15 protein-coding genes are annotated in these 15,988 nt (G+C 65.0%); 7 read left to right on the top strand and 8 right to left on the bottom strand.

The window, feature by feature from the left end; all coding sequences use genetic code 11:
• The 4 genes from HK353_RS09815 to HK353_RS09800 form a co-directional block, all read right to left on the bottom strand.
• A complete protein-coding gene (locus HK353_RS09815; RefSeq protein WP_173155668.1) occupies window positions 1-906 on the bottom strand; it encodes a glycine betaine ABC transporter substrate-binding protein in 906 nt (301 codons plus the stop codon).
• A gap of 53 nt (window positions 907-959) precedes the next feature.
• Window positions 960-1,859 (bottom strand): ABC transporter permease, encoded by a 900-nt coding sequence (locus HK353_RS09810; protein WP_173155666.1) that lies wholly within the window; start codon window positions 1,857-1,859, stop codon window positions 960-962.
• Entirely contained in the window at window positions 1,859-3,169 is a 1,311-nt protein-coding gene (locus HK353_RS09805; RefSeq protein WP_173155664.1) for a betaine/proline/choline family ABC transporter ATP-binding protein, read from the bottom strand. Before HK353_RS09805 ends, HK353_RS09810 begins: the two co-directional genes overlap by 1 nt.
• 351 nt (window positions 3,170-3,520) lie before the next feature.
• Entirely contained in the window at window positions 3,521-4,321 is an 801-nt protein-coding gene (locus HK353_RS09800) for an alpha/beta fold hydrolase (RefSeq protein WP_173155746.1), read from the bottom strand.
• A 55-nt stretch (window positions 4,322-4,376) separates the two neighbouring features.
• Between HK353_RS09800 and HK353_RS09795 the strand changes: the two genes are divergently transcribed.
• Window positions 4,377-5,270, top strand: coding sequence for a type I 3-dehydroquinate dehydratase (locus HK353_RS09795; RefSeq protein ID WP_173155662.1), 894 nt, complete (start codon window positions 4,377-4,379; stop codon window positions 5,268-5,270).
• 83 nt (window positions 5,271-5,353) lie between these two features.
• Here HK353_RS09795 and HK353_RS09790 read toward each other — a convergent pair whose 3' ends face one another.
• Entirely contained in the window at window positions 5,354-5,653 is a 300-nt protein-coding gene (locus tag HK353_RS09790) for a DUF4235 domain-containing protein (protein ID WP_173155660.1), read from the bottom strand.
• 247 nt (window positions 5,654-5,900) lie between these two features.
• On the opposite strand from HK353_RS09790, the gene HK353_RS09785 reads away from it, so the two are divergent.
• On the top strand, window positions 5,901-6,101 hold the full coding sequence (locus HK353_RS09785; protein WP_139468999.1) for a hypothetical protein: 201 nt from the start codon (window positions 5,901-5,903) through the stop codon (window positions 6,099-6,101).
• A 107-nt stretch (window positions 6,102-6,208) separates the two neighbouring features.
• Here HK353_RS09785 and HK353_RS09780 read toward each other — a convergent pair whose 3' ends face one another.
• Window positions 6,209-7,096 (bottom strand): aminotransferase class IV, encoded by an 888-nt coding sequence (locus tag HK353_RS09780; RefSeq protein ID WP_173155658.1) that lies wholly within the window; start codon window positions 7,094-7,096, stop codon window positions 6,209-6,211.
• Window positions 7,093-8,196 (bottom strand): VIT1/CCC1 transporter family protein, encoded by a 1,104-nt coding sequence (locus tag HK353_RS09775; protein ID WP_342589877.1) that lies wholly within the window; start codon window positions 8,194-8,196, stop codon window positions 7,093-7,095. Before HK353_RS09775 ends, HK353_RS09780 begins: the two co-directional genes overlap by 4 nt.
• A gap of 480 nt (window positions 8,197-8,676) precedes the next feature.
• Here HK353_RS09775 and HK353_RS09770 point away from each other — a divergent pair, with 480 nt between their 5' ends.
• The 5 genes from HK353_RS09770 (at window position 8,677) to HK353_RS09750 (ending at window position 14,693) form a co-directional block, all read left to right on the top strand.
• The gene (locus HK353_RS09770) at window positions 8,677-10,815 is read left to right on the top strand and encodes a M28 family peptidase (RefSeq protein ID WP_173155656.1); all 2,139 of its coding nucleotides are present in this window, start codon (window positions 8,677-8,679) and stop codon (window positions 10,813-10,815) included.
• A 237-nt stretch (window positions 10,816-11,052) separates the two neighbouring features.
• Window positions 11,053-11,514 carry a DUF3817 domain-containing protein gene (locus HK353_RS09765; RefSeq protein ID WP_173155654.1) on the top strand — a complete coding sequence of 154 codons (462 nt, stop codon included), beginning with the start codon at window positions 11,053-11,055 and terminating at the stop codon, window positions 11,512-11,514.
• 196 nt (window positions 11,515-11,710) lie between these two features.
• Window positions 11,711-13,501, top strand: coding sequence for a flotillin family protein (locus HK353_RS09760; protein WP_173155652.1), 1,791 nt, complete (start codon window positions 11,711-11,713; stop codon window positions 13,499-13,501).
• Window positions 13,502-13,519: 18 nt separating this feature from the next.
• Complete coding sequence (locus HK353_RS09755; protein WP_173155650.1) at window positions 13,520-13,702, top strand: hypothetical protein; 183 nt, start codon at window positions 13,520-13,522, stop codon at window positions 13,700-13,702.
• Between the two features lie 82 nt (window positions 13,703-13,784).
• Window positions 13,785-14,693, top strand: coding sequence for a cation diffusion facilitator family transporter (locus tag HK353_RS09750; RefSeq protein ID WP_173155648.1), 909 nt, complete (start codon window positions 13,785-13,787; stop codon window positions 14,691-14,693).
• Window positions 14,694-14,800: 107 nt separating this feature from the next.
• Here the strand turns inward: HK353_RS09750 and menC are convergent, their stop codons facing one another.
• Window positions 14,801-15,925 carry an o-succinylbenzoate synthase gene (menC, locus tag HK353_RS09745; protein ID WP_173155646.1) on the bottom strand — a complete coding sequence of 375 codons (1,125 nt, stop codon included), beginning with the start codon at window positions 15,923-15,925 and terminating at the stop codon, window positions 14,801-14,803.
• Between the last annotated feature and the right edge of the window lie 63 nt (window positions 15,926-15,988).

Genomic DNA, 15,988 nt, shown 5'->3' with positions numbered 1-15,988 from the left:
TCACTTCTCGTCAGGCAGCTCGCCTTCGTAGGCGTCGGGGTTGGCCTTCAGCCACTCGGCGATGGCCTTCTTGCCATCATCCTTGTACTTGTTGACGACCAGGTCCTCGAGGTCTCCGTACTGCTTGTCATCCATCTTGATCTTCCCGACGTAGTCAGCGGCATCGGAGAACTCTTCGCCGAAGCCCTTGGTCGCGGTGAAGTGGAGCTTCTCGGGATCACCCATCGCACCCTTCGGGTCCTCGAGGTCCTTGACCGGGTACTCGTTGTTGGCCCAGAACGGACGCCACAGGGTGACGACGATGTCCTTCTCCGCATCGGTCGCATTGCCGAGCTCGGTGAGCATGGCGGCGGTCGACGAGGTGACGAGTTCGTATTCGTCGTCAAGACCGTATTCGGGAATCATCGCCTTGGTGGCCTTCGTCAGACCGGCTCCGGGCTCGATTCCGATGATCTCTCCGCCGAAGTCCTTGCCCTTGCCCTTGAGGTCCTCGATCGAGTTGATGTCCTTCATGTACTTCGGGACGGCGATCGTGAGGACGGCGTTGTCGTAGTAGGCGCCGAGGTCTTCGAGGTCGTCACCGTATTCGTCGATGTACTGCTTGTGCGTGACCTCGGGCCACGAGGACGGATACATGTCGATATCGCCGTTGGCGACACCGGCGTAGAGGACGGCGGCGTCGTTGAAGGTCTCGGTCTCGACGTTGTAGCCCATCTTGCCCAGCTGGTCTTCGAGCAGGAGCGAGATGCTCTGACCGTCGGTCCAGCCGGTGACGTAGCCGAGTTTGATGTCGCCCTTGTCGCCGCCTTCGCCGCCGTCCTTCGATGCTTCCTGTGAGCAGCCGGTCAGGGCAAGGCCGAGGGCTGCGACTGCAGCGACGATCGGGGTGAGGAATCTTCTCTTCATTGTGTGTACCTTTTCTCTAGTGATCGACTATTCAGACTGTGTGGTCCATCGACTCAGGCCGCTGCGGCAGCTGCCTTGTTCTTCGCACTGCGACGACGCATGCTCGCCACGAGCGAGTTCGGGTAGTCCTTCGCGGTGCCCAGGGCCGCGGTGACGCGATCAAGGTAGACCGCGATGATCACCACGCCGAGTCCGGCCTCGACGCCGAGCGGCAGGTTCTGGGTGGCGATCGCTTCGACGACGTTCTTTCCGAGTCCATCGGCGCCGACCATGCCGGCGATGACGGCCATCGCCAGTGCGAGCATGATGACCTGGTTGATGCCGGCCATGATCGTCGGCGTGGCCAACGGCAGCTGGACTCCGCGGAGGATCTGACCAGGCGTCGCACCGAACGACTGTCCGGCTTCGACCGTCTCCGAATCGACTCCGCGGATGCCGAGCTCGGTGAAGCGCACACCTGGAGGCAGAGCAAAGATCACCGTTGCCACGAGACCGGGGACGACGCCGATGCCGAAGAAGGTGACGGCGGGAATGAGGTAGACGAAGGCCGGCATCGTCTGCATGAAGTCGAGGATCGGCTTGATGACTGCAGAGGCTCTGTTGCTGCGCGCGGCCAGAATGCCGACCGGGATGGCGATGATGATGGCGATGACGGCGGCGATGATGATCAGCGCCAAGGTCTGCATCGCGGCCACCCATTGGTCCATCGTCATGATGAAGAACATGGTGATGAGGGTGCCCACTGCCATCTGCCACGAGCGGAAGATCCAGCCGATGAGCGCCAACAGGATGATGATGACGAGCGGGTGGAGGTCGACGAGCACGTCGGTGAGGACTTCGATGAGGAAGTTGAACAGCCAGGTGACGAAGTCGAAGAACCACGCGACGTTGTCTTTCAGCCAGTCGAAGACAGTGTCGACCCAGGCTCCGATCGGAATTCTGATGTTCTCCATCAGCGCTCACCCCTTTCGCCAGCGGCCTGCGGTGCGACGGCATCATCACCTTCGGCGAGTACCTGGTCGATGATTCCGGTGTCGACCGGCTCGGGCCAGTCTTCGACAGCAGCCTCGGTGGAGGCCTCGTCATCGCCGTTCTGGTTGCCGAGGGCGGCGAGCAGGGTGGCACGAGGCACCACGCCGACGAGTTCGCCGTCAGCGTCGGTGACGGGCACCGGCAGAGGCATCTCCGCAGTCGGAAGGAAGAGATCGATGAGCAGGTCGTCCGGAGATGCGGGGTGGGCGACCGGTTTGATGATCTCGTCGAGAGTCGTGGCACCGGTGCGGATGTGTTCGATGCAGTCCCGGTCGCTGACGAGGCCGAGGAACTTCCTGTCCCTGTCAGTGACGTACACGCCGGAGGCGCCGTTGTCGCGCATCGTGCGCAGTGCGACTCGGGGGCCGTTCTGATTGCTCACGGTCTGCCGTGCCTTCTCCATGACGTTGTTGGCAGTCAGCACGCGGGCCCGGTCGACGTCGTGGACGAACTGTGCCACGTAGTCGTTGGCCGGGTCGGTGAGGATGTCCTCCGGGGTGCCGACCTGGACGATGCGTCCGTTGCGCATCACCGCGATCCGATCACCGAGGAACATCGCCTCATTGAGGTCGTGGGTGATGAAGATGATCGTTTTCTTCAGCTCTCGCTGCAGTTCGACGAGCTGTTCCTGCATCTCGCGCCGGATCAGCGGGTCGAGGGCGGAGAAGGCTTCGTCCATGAGGAGGATGTCGGTCTCCGCCGCAAGAGCGCGGGCCAGGCCGACGCGCTGCTGCATGCCGCCGGAGAGCTGTTCGGGGAACTTGTCGCCCCAGCCTTCGAGGCCGACGGCCTTGAGCCAGCGGTCGGCAGCCTTGTCCCGCTCCGCCTTCGCGACACCGCGGATCTCGAGCGCATAGGCGGCGTTGTCGCGGACGGTGCGGTGCGGGAGCAGCGCGAAGTGCTGGAACACCATCGAGATGTGTTCGCTGCGGACCTTGCGCAGTGCGGCCGAGTCGATCTTCGCGATGTCAGTGCCCAGCACCTCGACGGATCCGGCGGTGGGTGCCCAGAGTCCGTTGAGGGTGCGGATCAATGTCGACTTGCCTGAGCCTGAAAGGCCCATGACGACGAAGATCTCGCCGGCCTCGACTTCGAAGCTCGCGTCGATGACGGCGGCCGTTCCGAGTTTCGTCAGATCATCACGGTCGGCGCCCTCTTCGAGTCGTTTGACGACTTCGTTTTCACGCTTTCCGAAAACTTTGTAGACGTGTGACGCTTTGACAACGCTCACGTACTTCCTCCTTGCATTCTTGGCAGTCCGCAAGAACGAGAGGCTTCACCCCCGTTTGCACGGTTCGGTGCTCGCAGATCAGATCCGAATAGCTCAATTGCGCACGCGCCTCACCGCACACGGATATCTGATCCACCATTGTAGTTTTGTTCAGGGTTTTCGGCAGAGATTTTGTCCCCAGTCTCCGGCGCGTCATCCTTGACTGCCGCTCTGACCTGGGCAAACACAAGTTCGTGCGTTACTTGATTGTTATAATCATCGATTGGAGCATGTAGCTATGCCGTTAACGGATTTGCTACCGGATATGGGATTTTGATGCAGTAGGCGGCCTTGCCTTCAGGATTCCTGCCTTCAGGATTTCTGCAGCGATTCCGTGAGGAATCGGACCACGGCCGGAGTGACCACCTCGGCGAATTCTTCGAAGAATCCGTGTCGACCTTCCGGCAGAATCAGCAGCTGAGATCCGGGGAGGCGCTCGTGGAGGATCCGGGCATTCTCCACCGGGTTCATCCGATCGGCATCGCCGTGCATGATCAGCGTCGGGGCGGAGATCTCGGGCAGCCGGTCCCAGGCATTGTGATTGGCGCTCACGCGCAGATGGGCGGATGACTCGGCCGCCGTCATCGTGTCGTCGCCGAGCATCTTGCTGTACTCCGCCGATACCGTCCATGCGGGGGTGTAGAAGAGGTCGAAGAGGTACTGCGTGTGCTCGTCACCACGCAGCCTCGCCAGAGCTTGGCCGACCTCACGCGGACGCTTGACGGCATGCGGCCCGCCGGGCGAGGTGCACCCGAGGACCAGAGCGCTCACCCGCTCCGGATGGTTGAGTGCCAGCATCTGCGAGATCCGCCCGCCCATGGACGTGCCGTAGATCGCGGCCCGATCCGCGCCGAGGTGGTCGAGCACGTCCACGGCATCATCGGCGAAGCTCGCCGTCGACAGTTCCCCGAGCTCACCCCGGCTGCTTCCCGTTCCGCGATAGTCGAACGTGATCGTGCGGAAGTCCGGTTCGAAGTCCCCGCGCAGATCGTCCCACCACTCGTGCGAATTCGACTGGCCCTGCAGGAGGAGCAGTGCAGGAGCGTCCTCCGGCCCGCTGACCTGGATCTCGAGGGGGAAGCCATCGCGTGCGCTGATCCTGTCCACCTGCATCGTCTCCACCCGTGTCCTCCTGCCCGCGCGCCTGGTCACCGCCTACGCTTGAGAAATGAAATCCTTGCCGTTCCTCAATCCTGCCGCAGGATCGCCCGCGGTGCGCAATCCTGGGCGACCCGCCGTCATCGTGCCGACACAGGCAATCAATGCAGATGAGCTCACTGCCGAATGTGCCGCGGCCGCCGCGACAGGAATCGTCGACGCCGTCGAATGGCGCATCGATCCGCTGCTCGTCGTCGCCTCCGATCCGGCGCAGGGTGGGGTGCGCACGAGTGTGCACAGCCTCGCCGAGGCGGCCCTTCGTCTGCTTCCGAGTGCACTCACAGCGGGGCTGCCGATCCTCCTGACCGTCCGCACCGGATTCGAGGGCGGGCAGGTGGAGATCACCGAGGACGACTACACCGAGGTGGTGCGGGAACTCATCGCCGGGGTCACCGACGTCGAGGCGGCCGCCGGAACTGCTGCCGGCACCGGCCCCACCGGCACCGCCGCCTCGGGCGTTCCCGGCAGCGCATCATCGGGCGTTCCCGTCGCCATCGACGTTGAGATCGATCGGGCTGAATCGGGCTCCCTTATCGCCTCGGCGCAGGAAGCGGGCGTGCCCGTCGTCGCCTCACACCACAATTTCGAGTCCACGGACTCTGCCGAGCGCCTGCTGAAGACGTTCGCTGCGATGAGCGAGGCCGGAGCGCATGTGGCCAAGGTGGCGATGATGCCGCAGGCACCGGCCGATGTTCTGCGTCTCCTGGAGGCGACTGCCGCGGCGGATGCCTCGCTGCCGGTTCCCGTGCTCGGAATCTCGATGGGTTCCTTGGGCCGGACGAGCAGGATCATGGGCGCCGACTTCGGCAGCTGCGCCACATTCGCGCAGATCGGTCAGGCTTCGGCGCCGGGGCAGATCGAGGCATGGGTCCTCGCTGAGATCCTCGACCGCGTCACCGGCTGAACGACAGAGAAGAAGCGGCCCGCGAAGCATGAGCTTCGCGGGCCGCTTCGCTGCTGCAGAAGCAGCAGAAGGTCAGCGGAAGATCAGTCAGTGACCTCTTCGATCTGCTTGCGGTACTTCTTCGGCAACGCCTCATCGCCGAAGTTGTTGCGCACGGTGTTCGCGGCGATGCGCTGAACCACGAGCTGAGCCACGGCCACACCGACACCGGAGACGATCGTCCAGGCCAGGGCCTCGGACATCGAGATCTCGTCATCGACGGGGTTCGACGGCGCCGGGCGCTTCGTCGACTTCTCCCACGCGAAGGTCAGGGTCTTGCGAGCGACGAATGCAGCTGCGATGGGCGCTCCCACGCCGATGATCTGCCAAGCGAGCTTTCCCATGCTCGTGTCCTTTCCTTTGAACATTGAGTCCCACGACTCTTACGAGACGCGGGAACGTATTCCGTCGAAGTCAACACTAACGCAGGACGATGCGCGCGAGGCCACCCGAGAATGAACGAGGTGGAGAAAGTTCGCTCATTTCATACTTTTGGGGGATGTGCCGGGCAGACCGGGGGAGTTAGCGTGAGAGCACGCTTCGATCGGGCAAGGGAAGGTCTGGGTCGAAACGTGAAGAGAAAGGCACACGATGCTGAGGAAGTGGAAGACGCGCGTCGTCACCGGACTGTTCGTCTGTGGCGCCCTCGGATTCCTGCTTGCGCTGCTGCCGGGAATGTCCGGCGTCTTCTGGCCGGTGTGGCTGATCAGCTGCGCCGCCTGCATCCTCGGGCTCGTTCTCGCCTTCACTCTCCCCTCGGCGAAACCCGCCGACGCTCTGCCCCGAGCCTGAGGGCTCGGGGCAGCGCATCCCCGAAGCCGCCCAGAGTCCGGCCACCACGGGGCAGCGCATCCCCGAAGGCGCCTGCCGCTCACTCGGAGCCGGCGGCTCCCACGGCCTCATCGTCCGCGGATGATCTCCTGGAACCTGTCGGTCAGAGTCTGATCAACTGAGATCGCGTTCCCGTCGAGTTCGCGCAGCGCGACCGCCGTGCGCATCGACGAGACGTACCACGCCCCATCCGCCGCCTTGACGTCGTCGAGGCTCAGGTCGGCATATTCGGCGCTCAAGCCCAGTTCCTCCGCATGATCGAAGATCAGGCGCTGCGTTGTACCCGACAGCAGACCCGCCTCCGGATTCGGAGTGAGCAGGTGGTCGCCTCGGCGGATGATGAGATTCGCGGTCGGTCCTTCGAGCACGATTCCGTCATGGGAGACGAAAAGCGCCTCATCGGCGTCGTTGGCCGCGGCATAGCGGCCGGCGGCCTGATTGACCGCATAGGATAGAGTCTTCGCACCGATGAGCAGCCACGGTGCCTTGCTGCCGATATAGGCGTCGAAGCCGCGATCGAGGCTGACGGCGGTGACACCTTGCTCCCGAGCTGTCCGGATGTGGTCGTCCACGGGCACGGGAAAGGCCCACCCGCGGCCCCGGAATGCGCCGTTCGCGTCCTGCTCCCCGCGGGAGAGAGCGTAGCGGATCCCGAACTCGACATTCTCGGGATCGGCGGCGGCCACCTCGGCGATGAGGGAATCGATGACCCGATCCCACAGTCCTTGGTCAGGATCGGGCAGATCCAGCGCCGAGGCGGACGCGCGGAACCGAGTGAAGTGCCGTTCCCGAGACACCACGGTGGCACCGTGCTCACCCATGCCCACCAGCACGGTTTCGAAGATCCCGTCCCCGCGATGAGCGGAGAGGTCCGTGACGGGCAGTTGGGCGGCACCCAGGTCGGTGAGTTCGAACGTGCCGGTGGTGGGGTCGACGAGGATGAGCGGATCGGTCATGCGGTACCTCCGAAGAGCAGGCCGAGGGCGTAGGTCACGGCGGCGGCACCGAAGCCGATGCCGAGTTGGCGCAGGGCTCGGGGGCCGGGTGATTTGCCGGAGAGCAGGCCGACGATGCCGCCGGTGAACAGCAGCGCGATGCCGACGAGGCCGGCGGACAGGAACACGGCGGGCAGTCCGGACATGCCGAAGATGTAGGGCAGGATCGGGATGAGCGCGCCGGAGGAGAAGAAGCAGAAGCTCGACAGGGCGGCGCCGAGGCCGGTGCCCAGTTCGTCACGGTCGACTTCGGAGTCGAGGCTCGGCAGCCGCGGTGCCTGTTTGTTCTTCGCCGCCGCGATCGTGCGGTTGGCGCGGGCCTCGGCCTCTCGGGCTTCCATTCCGCGGGCGCGGAAGACGAGGGCGAGCTCGTTGGCGTCGATGTTGAGGTCGGCCAGAGCGTGCCGGGATTCGGGGTCGGGGGTGGAGGCGTCGAGGAGTTCGCGCTGGGAGCGCACCGAGATGTATTCGCCGGCTCCCATCGACAGGGCTCCGGCGAGCAGTCCGGACACGCCGGTGAGCAGGATGACGGTGTTCGAGACTCCAGCCGCGCCGACGCCGAGGACGAGGGCGAGGTTCGAGACCAAGCCGTCGTTGGCACCGAAGACGGCGGCACGGAAGTTCCCCGACAGGCGGGCGCGGGAACGGGCGGCCAGGGCACGGACGACCTCGGCGTGGATGCGTTCATCGGCGGCCATCTCGGCCGAGGCGGCTTCGTCTTCGTCGTACGGCGAGCTCGTCTCGGACTGCTGAGCCAGAGCGAGGACGAACACGGAGCCGAACATGCGGCCGAGGAACGCCAGGCAGCGGGTGACGAGATCGGCGGAGCGGCGCTTCTGGGCGTGTTCACCGAGCAGCGTGATCCAATGCTCCTGATGCCGGGATTCCGCTGCGGCGAGACTGAGCAGGATCTCGCGGTCCTCGCCCTTGCGGCGTTCGGCGAGGTTGCGATATACCCGTTCCTCGAGCCGTTCGTTGGCGAGGTAGCGCTGCCAGCGGCGAATGGTCCGCCTGTCGGGGGAGGCGGGCGGAGTCACACCTGCGGAGTCATTGGTCGTCACTGGTCCAAGTCTAGTCGTGCGGTCTGGTTCCGGCACTGGGTGGGCGGCGGTAAGGGGGCTGAGAAGACGGGCCGGGTTGCGCGGTGCGATGCGCGTGCTGGCAGCAGATGAGGCCGGGGAGTCGCGGGAGCGACCGGTGGTTCGGTCGCAGTCGCCGCAGAGAATCCGCATGTGAACCGCAGGCAGTCCGCGCCCGCGAAATCAATCAGTGACCGGTTGTTATCAATTCGTAACATGAAAGCCCGCTGGGGTGCGTTAGATTAATGACCAATGTGAGTTGTGTCACCGTTTCGTTATAGAAGCATGTGATTCGTTACCAACGACGAATCATGGCGAAGCGTCAGAATCGAGCTTCCCCGCAAGTGCAGCCGTAGATGGGCCGACACCGGTATGGCCGAGGAGTCATGCCGTGCCGGTCGGTTCCGGTGCGCCGTCATGTGCGATTCCTCTGGACACAGACAAAGGAGCGAAAGGAACTCCATGAAGTTGCGCACGAAGAGCTGGCTGGCGGTCACCGCCACGGCCGGACTGGTCCTCGGCGGGGTGAGCCCGGCACTGGCGGCCGGCACCGCGGGACCGACTGAACACACCGATATGGGCGTCACCGGCGACGCAGTGATGGAGCATCTGCAGAAGATCTCCGACATCTCCACCTCGCACGCGGACGAAGGATTCCGCGCGCTGGGCACGCCCGGCTACAAAGAAGCCGTGGAATATGTCGAATCGACCCTCGAGGCGACCGGTGCCTTCGACGTGAAGCGTCAGGCCTTCGACGTCGAGAGCCAGGACTTCGGCGAAGTCGACGTCAAGGTCGACGGAGAGGCAGTCAAGGTTGCGACCGCCGAATACACCGAGGGTACGACCGAGCCGCTGACCGATCTGCCCGTGGTGCTGCCGGTCGATGACGACAACAGCGACCTTGTCGGTGGGCAGCTCGGCTGCCAGGCGAGCGACTTCGATGACAGCGCCGAAGGGGCGCTCGTGCTCGTGTCCCGCGGTGAATGCGCCTTCGGTGACAAGACCAAGGCCGCCACCGAAGCCGGTGCCGCGGCGGTCATCATCTACAACAACGACAAAGCCAATCCCGACGAGGACCTCAACGCCACCCTCGGCGGTCGCATGGAGGGCAGCGCCCCGACGGTGACGGTCACCTACAACGTCGGCACCGACCTCCTTGAGAAGGTCGAAGCCGCAGGCGCCGAAGCTGGCGCTGAATCCGGGAGCCAGACCGACGCCGAGGCGGGACTCGGGCAGGGTGCCGACCAGGCCGATGAGGCCGCCGAAGACAATGAAGCCACCGAAGACGGCGCGGCCGCCGAAGCCGCGGCACTGACCGCTGACTTCACGCTCGAGACCGAATTCACCACGAAGGAGACGTGGAACGTCATCGCCGAGACCAAGGCCGGCGACCATGACAACGTCCAGATGTTCGGCGCCCACCTCGACGGAGTCGAAGAAGGCCCGGGCGTCAATGACAACGGCTCCGGATCTGCGGCACTTCTAGCTTCGGCCGAAGCGCTCGCCGAGCAGCCGACCGAGGTCGACAACGCCATCCGCTTCGGCTGGTGGGGCGCAGAAGAGGTCGGACTCGTCGGGTCGACGGAGTACGTCGCAAGCCTCGACGATGCTGAGCTGAGCAAGGTCAAGTCGTACATGAACTTCGACATGATCGGCTCTGACAACTACATCGTCGGCACGCTCGACTCCGACGGCTCCGATGTGCCGATCCCCGACGGCGTCAACGTCCCCGAAGGCTCGGCCGAGCTCGAGAAGGTCTTCACCGACTACTTTGCCGATATCGACCAGCCCAACGTCGGCACCGACTTCTCCGGGCGCTCGGACTACCAGGCGTTCATCGACAACGGCATCCCCGCCAGTGGCCTGTTCTCCGGTGCCGACGGCACGAAGACCGCCGAGGAAGCCGAGATGTTCGGCGGCACCGTCGGTGAGAAGCACGACACGAACTACCACCAGCCCACGGACACGATCGAGAACGTGAGCAAGGAATCCATCGACATCTTCGCTCCCGCTATCGGCTTCGCCGTCCACACCCTGGCCTACGACCTCACCGACGCGCCGACGGATCCTCCGACCGAGCCGACGACTCCGCCCACGGATCCCACAGACCCGCCCACGGAGACGCCGACCGAGGCTCCTGACGAACGAGCACTGAGCATCGATCCGAAGACGATCGAAGCACCGGACTTCGTCAGTGAGAAGGGCGTCCAGGTCGCGGCCACCGGCTGCACTGCTGACACCACGGCGACGATGACGGTGACCCCGAACAACGGGAAGATCGAGACGTTCGAACAGACCGCCGAGGTCGGAGACGACGGCACCGCTCGATTCGGAGTCCGCGGACTCGACGAGTCGATGGTCGACAGCTACATCGGAACCTACGATGTCACCGTCGACTGCGAAGGCGGAGACCCGCTGACCGGATCCTTCGAAGTTGTCGCCGAGGGTGACGGACCCGGAGCCGGTGACGGCGGCAACGGTGGCGGCGGAGGAGACCTGCCGCGCACCGGCAACGAAGCCCTGCCGCTGATCCTGTCGGCCGGAGCGCTCATCGCGCTCGGTCTGGCGATGACGCTGGGTTCGCGCCGCCGCCGCGGCTGAGCGACAGCCGAGACGACGTGCCCTGATCGGCACGGACGGCCCGATGCGGGTCGGTGACTGGTAACGGTCACCGGCCCGTATCGGGCCGTTCTCGTCTGCGAAGATGACGATGGCTGCGGTTCGAATCCGGCGCCGATGACGCAGCTGAGTCCGCCCTGACCCAGATCTGAGATCGAGCAACTCACCTGGCGGCGCCCCTCAGGGGGCGTTCACCTTGTCCGGGCACAATGGTCTTCCGTGACTCCCAAACGTTTCTTCACCTTCTTCGCCATCGCCGAGACCGTCACCTGGACTCTGCTGCTGATCGGCATGTTCCTCAAATACGTCACCCACACCACCGAGGTGGGGGTGCGGATCGGCGGAGGCATCCACGGCTTCATCTTCATCTGCTTCGTCATCGCCGTCATCGGCGTCGGCACCTCGCAGCAGTGGAGCAAGCGCCGCATCGCCATCGGTCTCGGGTCGGCGATCATTCCCTACGCCACGATTCCCTTCGAGCGCTCGGTCGAGAAGACCGGATCTCTCGAAGGCGACTGGGGCCTGGGCCGCAACGGCCGCACCCCGCAGACCTGGTTCGAAAAGCTCACCTCTTGGTGCATCCGCTTCCCGTGGGCGGCCATCGGCATCGGCATCATCTTCGTCGTCCTCGTATTCTCGGGTCTGCTCATCGCCGGACCGCCATGGGAATGGGGCAAGTGAACTTGATCACTGCACCGGTGGTGTGAGGGACGGCTTCCACCGCGCGATCAGCGGTCGGGTGGGCCGCCTCGGCGAGATTCTGCCCTTGAGTGCGAGGGTTTCCACCCTGTTGCCTGCCCGTGGGCTGGCCTAGGATGAAAGGGGCCGGCCGGCGATCGGTCGGTCGGCACAGCCCACTGCGATGAAAGGCCCACTGATGGACCTGCTCTTAGGCGCCGGAGGAATCGGCGTCCTCGTGATCATCATCCTGATCGCGCTGTTCGTGATCCTGCGCTCCTACAAGATCGCCTCACCGTCCGAGGCGCTCATCATTACCGGCAGGAACGCCTCGGGCGCGTCGGGAACCGGGCGCATCGTCATCGGGGGCCGCTCGGTCGTCTACCCGATCGTGCAGAAGGCGTTCATCCTTTCACTGTCCTCGCGGCAGATCTCCGTCGAGATCGACGGCATCTCCATCAACGGCATCGCTCTGCGTCTGCGCGGCGTCGCCCAGGTCAAGGTCGGCGGCACCGAGGATGACGTGCGCAAGGCCGCACAGCGTTTCCTCGACCAGCAGGACCAGATCGACCACTACTCGAAGGAGATCCTCTCCGGCACCCTGCGCGCCGTGGTCGGCACCCTCACCGTCGAGCAGATCATCCAGGACCGCGCTTCCTTCGCCGCACAGGTGCAGGAGGAATCCGCGCACTCGATGAACAACCAGGGCCTCATCATCGACACGTTCCAGATCTCTGCGGTCGAGGACGAAGGCAGCTACCTGCGCGACTGGGGTCGTCCGCAGGCCGCAGAGGTGGCGAAGAACGCCGCCATCGCCGAGGCGAACGCCGGCCGTGCTTCGGCCGTCGAGCAGGCGCAGCAGAACGAAGAGACCCAGAAGCAGCAGGCGCTGACCGATCAGGCGATCGCCGAACAGCAGCAGCAGTTGGCGCTGCGCCGGGCCGCGCTGAAGGAAGAGGCCGATCAGCGCCAGGCGACCGCCGACAACGCCGGCCCGCTGGCCGCCGCAGCCGAGAAGCAGAAACTGCTCGAGAAGGACCGGATTGTGGCGAAGGAGGCCGCGGAGTTGCGTGCCGAACAGCTCGACGCCGAGGTGCGCCGACCGGCCGACGCCGAACGCTACCGGCAGCAGGCTACGGCCGATGCCCGGGCCTATGAGATCGAGGCGCAGGGCAGGGCCGAGGCCGCTGCCGAACTGCATCGGCGGTCGAAGGACGCGGAGGCGATCCGCCTCGAAGGTGAAGCCGAGGCCGATGCGATTCGTGCCCGCGGTGAAGCCGAAGCCGAGGCGCTGCGTGCGCAGGCCGAGGCCTACAAGCAGTTCAACGATGCGGCCGTGCTGTCGAAGGTGCTCGAGGTGCTGCCCTCGGTCGCCGGGGAGCTGGTGGCGCCGTATGCGAACATCAAGGACCTCTCGATCGTGTCCACCGACGGTGAGTCGAAGCTCGCGAACTCCGTGTCGAACAACCTCTCGCAGGTCCTCGAGGTCGTGCGCGGAACGACCGGTGTCGACCTCACCGACCTCGTGGCCAAGGCAAAGGGATCGGGTGCTGACGGCGCGGCGGGCGATGGCTCGGGCGAGCCCGGTGGAAACGGCGGCTCGGGCGGGCCCGGCGGTTCCGGAGGGTCCGCTTCCGGTGGCTCGTCCGGGACGGACCGCTCCTCGGGCGAGATCGTCGACGGGGTCGTCGCGGACGATGCGTCGGCTGGACCGCGATCGACAGGCGCGGGGTTCGACCCGAAGGCTTTCCTCGATGACAGCGGCGTCGACCTCGACCGGATCGGCGACGAAGTGAAGAAGGCCACCGGCTTCGATGTGCAGGCCTATATCGATGAGGCGAAGCGCCGCCTCGACGAGAGCGGTACAGGCGCGTCCGGGGCCGGCTCGGAGGCGGGTCCGGACTCGGCTTCGAACTCGGGCGAAGGCAGCGCCTCGCCCGACGGCGATGAGTCCGGCGACGAACAGGACGACGACGGCAAGGGCACCTAGAGCTGACAGCCGCCCCAGGTGAGGGGCGCCCAGCTCACGCAGGCATCGGCCGCCGAGGACATCCTCGGCGGCCGCTTCTTTCGTCGGGGACGCCGAGGTGCCGACCGGCCGGGTGGTGAAGTGCCCTGCGGGTGGATCCACCTCGATTTCCCGAACGAGCTCGAGGCGGATCCACCCGCAGGAGACGCAGTCGGGGTCTGATGTGCTCCGGATTCTGCGTCGGGGTCGACTAGATGCATAAACAAATGTGCATATGTTAATGTGTTGAGTCGAGGAGGTATCTATGGCTCACGATCATGCGCATGGTTCGGGTTCGCGGCGGCAGCTGCGGATCGTCTTCGGCATCGTCGCGACGATCTTCGTGTTTCAGCTCATCGGCTCGGTCGTCACGGGCAGTCTCGCGCTGCTCATCGACACCGGCCACAACGCCGTCGATCTCATCGGCATCGGCATCGCGCTCTTCGCGGCGAGCTTGGTCAGCAAACCGACGGGCGGACAGAAGACCTGGGGGTTCCGCCGGGCGGAAGTGCTCGCGGCCGGCGCCCAGGCGACCTTGCTGCTGGGGCTCGGCGTCTACAGCCTCATCGAAGGCATCCGGAGATTCTTCGTCCCGCCGGAGGTGCCCGGCCCGGGCCTGCTGCTCTTCGGTGCCATCGGCCTTGTGGGCAACCTCGTCTCCATCGTCATCCTCAGCTCTTCGAAGGGAGACTCCCTCAACCTCAAGGCCGCGTTCCTCGAGGTCATCGCCGATGCGCTCGGCTCGGTGGCCGTGATCGTCGCGGCTCTCGCGATCTGGCTCTTCGGTTGGGAGCGCGCCGATGCGGTGGCTGCTCTGGTCATCGCGGCGCTCATCGTCCCCAGGGCGTTCGCCATCCTGCGCGAAACCGGGTCGATCCTGCTCGAAGCGGCGCCGAAAGAGCTCGACCTGGACAAAGTCCGCGAGCACCTCGAGGCAGTCGAGCATGTGCGGGAAGTTCACGACCTCCACATCACCCGAATCGACTCGAACCTTCCGGTGCTCACTGCGCATGTGGTGCTCGCCGATGAATGCTTCTACGATGGGCACGCCCCGCGCATTCTCAAGGCTCTGCAGGAATGCCTGGCCGAGCATCACAAGATCGCGATTGAACACTCGACCTTCCAATTCGACCGGGCAGAGGACGCTGCCGAGGAGACCCACACCCACGACTGAGGCGGGGGCCGCGCGCGACTGCGCACCCGGACGGCCCCGCACACAAAGGCGGCCCACCCAGCCGGTCGGTGACCGGTGAGGGGAGGGCCGCCTCGGCGAATCTTGTCCTAATGGGCGGGCAGGATCTCCACTGATTCGGTGCGGAAGCGTTCGAGCTTGGCCGGGTCGATGGAGACGCCGAAGCCGACGCCGGTGGGCACATCTACCTTGCCGTCGTACATGACGATCTCCTCGGTGATGTCCTCGTGGAAGAACCGATTCGAGCCGGAGATGTCGCCGGGCAGGGTGAAGCCCGGCAGTGATGCCAGCGCCGCATTCGCCGCCCGCCCCAGGCCGGTTTCGACCATTCCGCCGTGCCAGACGGCGACGCCGTGGGCAGCGGCGAGGTCGTGGATCTTCTTCGCCTCGATGAACCCGCCGACCCGTCCGGGTTTGATGTTGATCACCGAGGTGGCGCCGAGCATGATCGCGTCCGCGGCAGCCTCGGCGGAGACGATCGACTCGTCGAGGCACATCGGGGTGTCCATGAGCTTGGCGAGCTCGGCGTGCTGGCGGATATCGGCTTCGCCGAGGGGCTGTTCGATGAGCAGGAGACCATACTCGTCGAGGCGACGCAGGTGTGCGGCGTCGACCAGCGTATAGGCGGCGTTCGCGTCGACCTGGAAGCCGAAATCGTCGCCGAAGGCCTTGCGCACCGCGGCCACCGGGGCGATGTCCTTGCCGGGTTTGATCTTCAACTTGATCCGGGCGTAGCCCTCTTCGAGGTAGCCGCCGATGACCTTGACGGTCTCCTCGACGGAATCCTGAATGCCCACCGAAACTCCTGAAGGCACGGAGTCGACCACTCCGCCGAGGTAGTCCTTGAATGACTGGTTGTTGAGCTTGAGCTGAGCCTCGATGACGGCCATCTCCAGAGCCGACTTCGCCATCGGGTGGCCGATGACGTGACGCAGGTGCCAGCCGACGGTCTCCGCAGTGAGATTTTCGACGTCGAAGAGCAGCGGTGCCAACCAGCGGCGAGTGACATCGATGCCGGCGGCCACATACTCGGAGGAGTAGAGCGGGGAGATCATCGCCACGGACTCTCCCCACCCGGTGATCTCACCCTGCGGGGTGTCGAAGACAGCCTCGACGAGGTAGCAGTCCTTCTCCGTCTCCCGCATGAACGAGGTCTCGAACGGGGTGACGAGAGGAATCGAGACTTGGTGGAGGGTGACTGACTTGAGCTTCATATGCCGGGCTCCTGCTTCGCAACGGGCGGATGGGTCTTCGCTTCCACCTTATGTCAGTCGATC

This window comes from Brevibacterium permense (assembly GCF_013280495.1).
Lineage (GTDB): Bacteria > Actinomycetota > Actinomycetes > Actinomycetales > Brevibacteriaceae > Brevibacterium > Brevibacterium permense.
The sequence above is the reverse complement of the archived record's forward strand: the minus strand, read 5'-3'. Positions and strand labels throughout refer to the sequence as shown.

Bases quoted from the DNA above. Each gene is read 5' to 3' on its own strand.
- HK353_RS09815 (WP_173155668.1), bottom strand. From the start codon at position 906: ATGAAGAGAAGATTCCTCACCCCGATCGTCGCTGCAGTCGCAGCCCTC.
- HK353_RS09810 (WP_173155666.1), bottom strand. From the start codon at position 1,859: ATGGAGAACATCAGAATTCCGATCGGAGCCTGGGTCGACACTGTCTTC.
- HK353_RS09800 (WP_173155746.1), bottom strand. From the start codon at position 4,321: ATGCAGGTGGACAGGATCAGCGCACGCGATGGCTTCCCCCTCGAGATC.
- HK353_RS09795 (WP_173155662.1), top strand. From the start codon at position 4,377: ATGAAATCCTTGCCGTTCCTCAATCCTGCCGCAGGATCGCCCGCGGTG.
- HK353_RS09790 (WP_173155660.1), bottom strand. From the start codon at position 5,653: ATGGGAAAGCTCGCTTGGCAGATCATCGGCGTGGGAGCGCCCATCGCA.
- HK353_RS09785 (WP_139468999.1), top strand. From the start codon at position 5,901: ATGCTGAGGAAGTGGAAGACGCGCGTCGTCACCGGACTGTTCGTCTGT.
- HK353_RS09780 (WP_173155658.1), bottom strand. From the start codon at position 7,096: ATGACCGATCCGCTCATCCTCGTCGACCCCACCACCGGCACGTTCGAA.
- HK353_RS09770 (WP_173155656.1), top strand. From the start codon at position 8,677: ATGAAGTTGCGCACGAAGAGCTGGCTGGCGGTCACCGCCACGGCCGGA.
- HK353_RS09760 (WP_173155652.1), top strand. From the start codon at position 11,711: ATGGACCTGCTCTTAGGCGCCGGAGGAATCGGCGTCCTCGTGATCATC.
- HK353_RS09750 (WP_173155648.1), top strand. From the start codon at position 13,785: ATGGCTCACGATCATGCGCATGGTTCGGGTTCGCGGCGGCAGCTGCGG.
- menC (WP_173155646.1), bottom strand. From the start codon at position 15,925: ATGAAGCTCAAGTCAGTCACCCTCCACCAAGTCTCGATTCCTCTCGTC.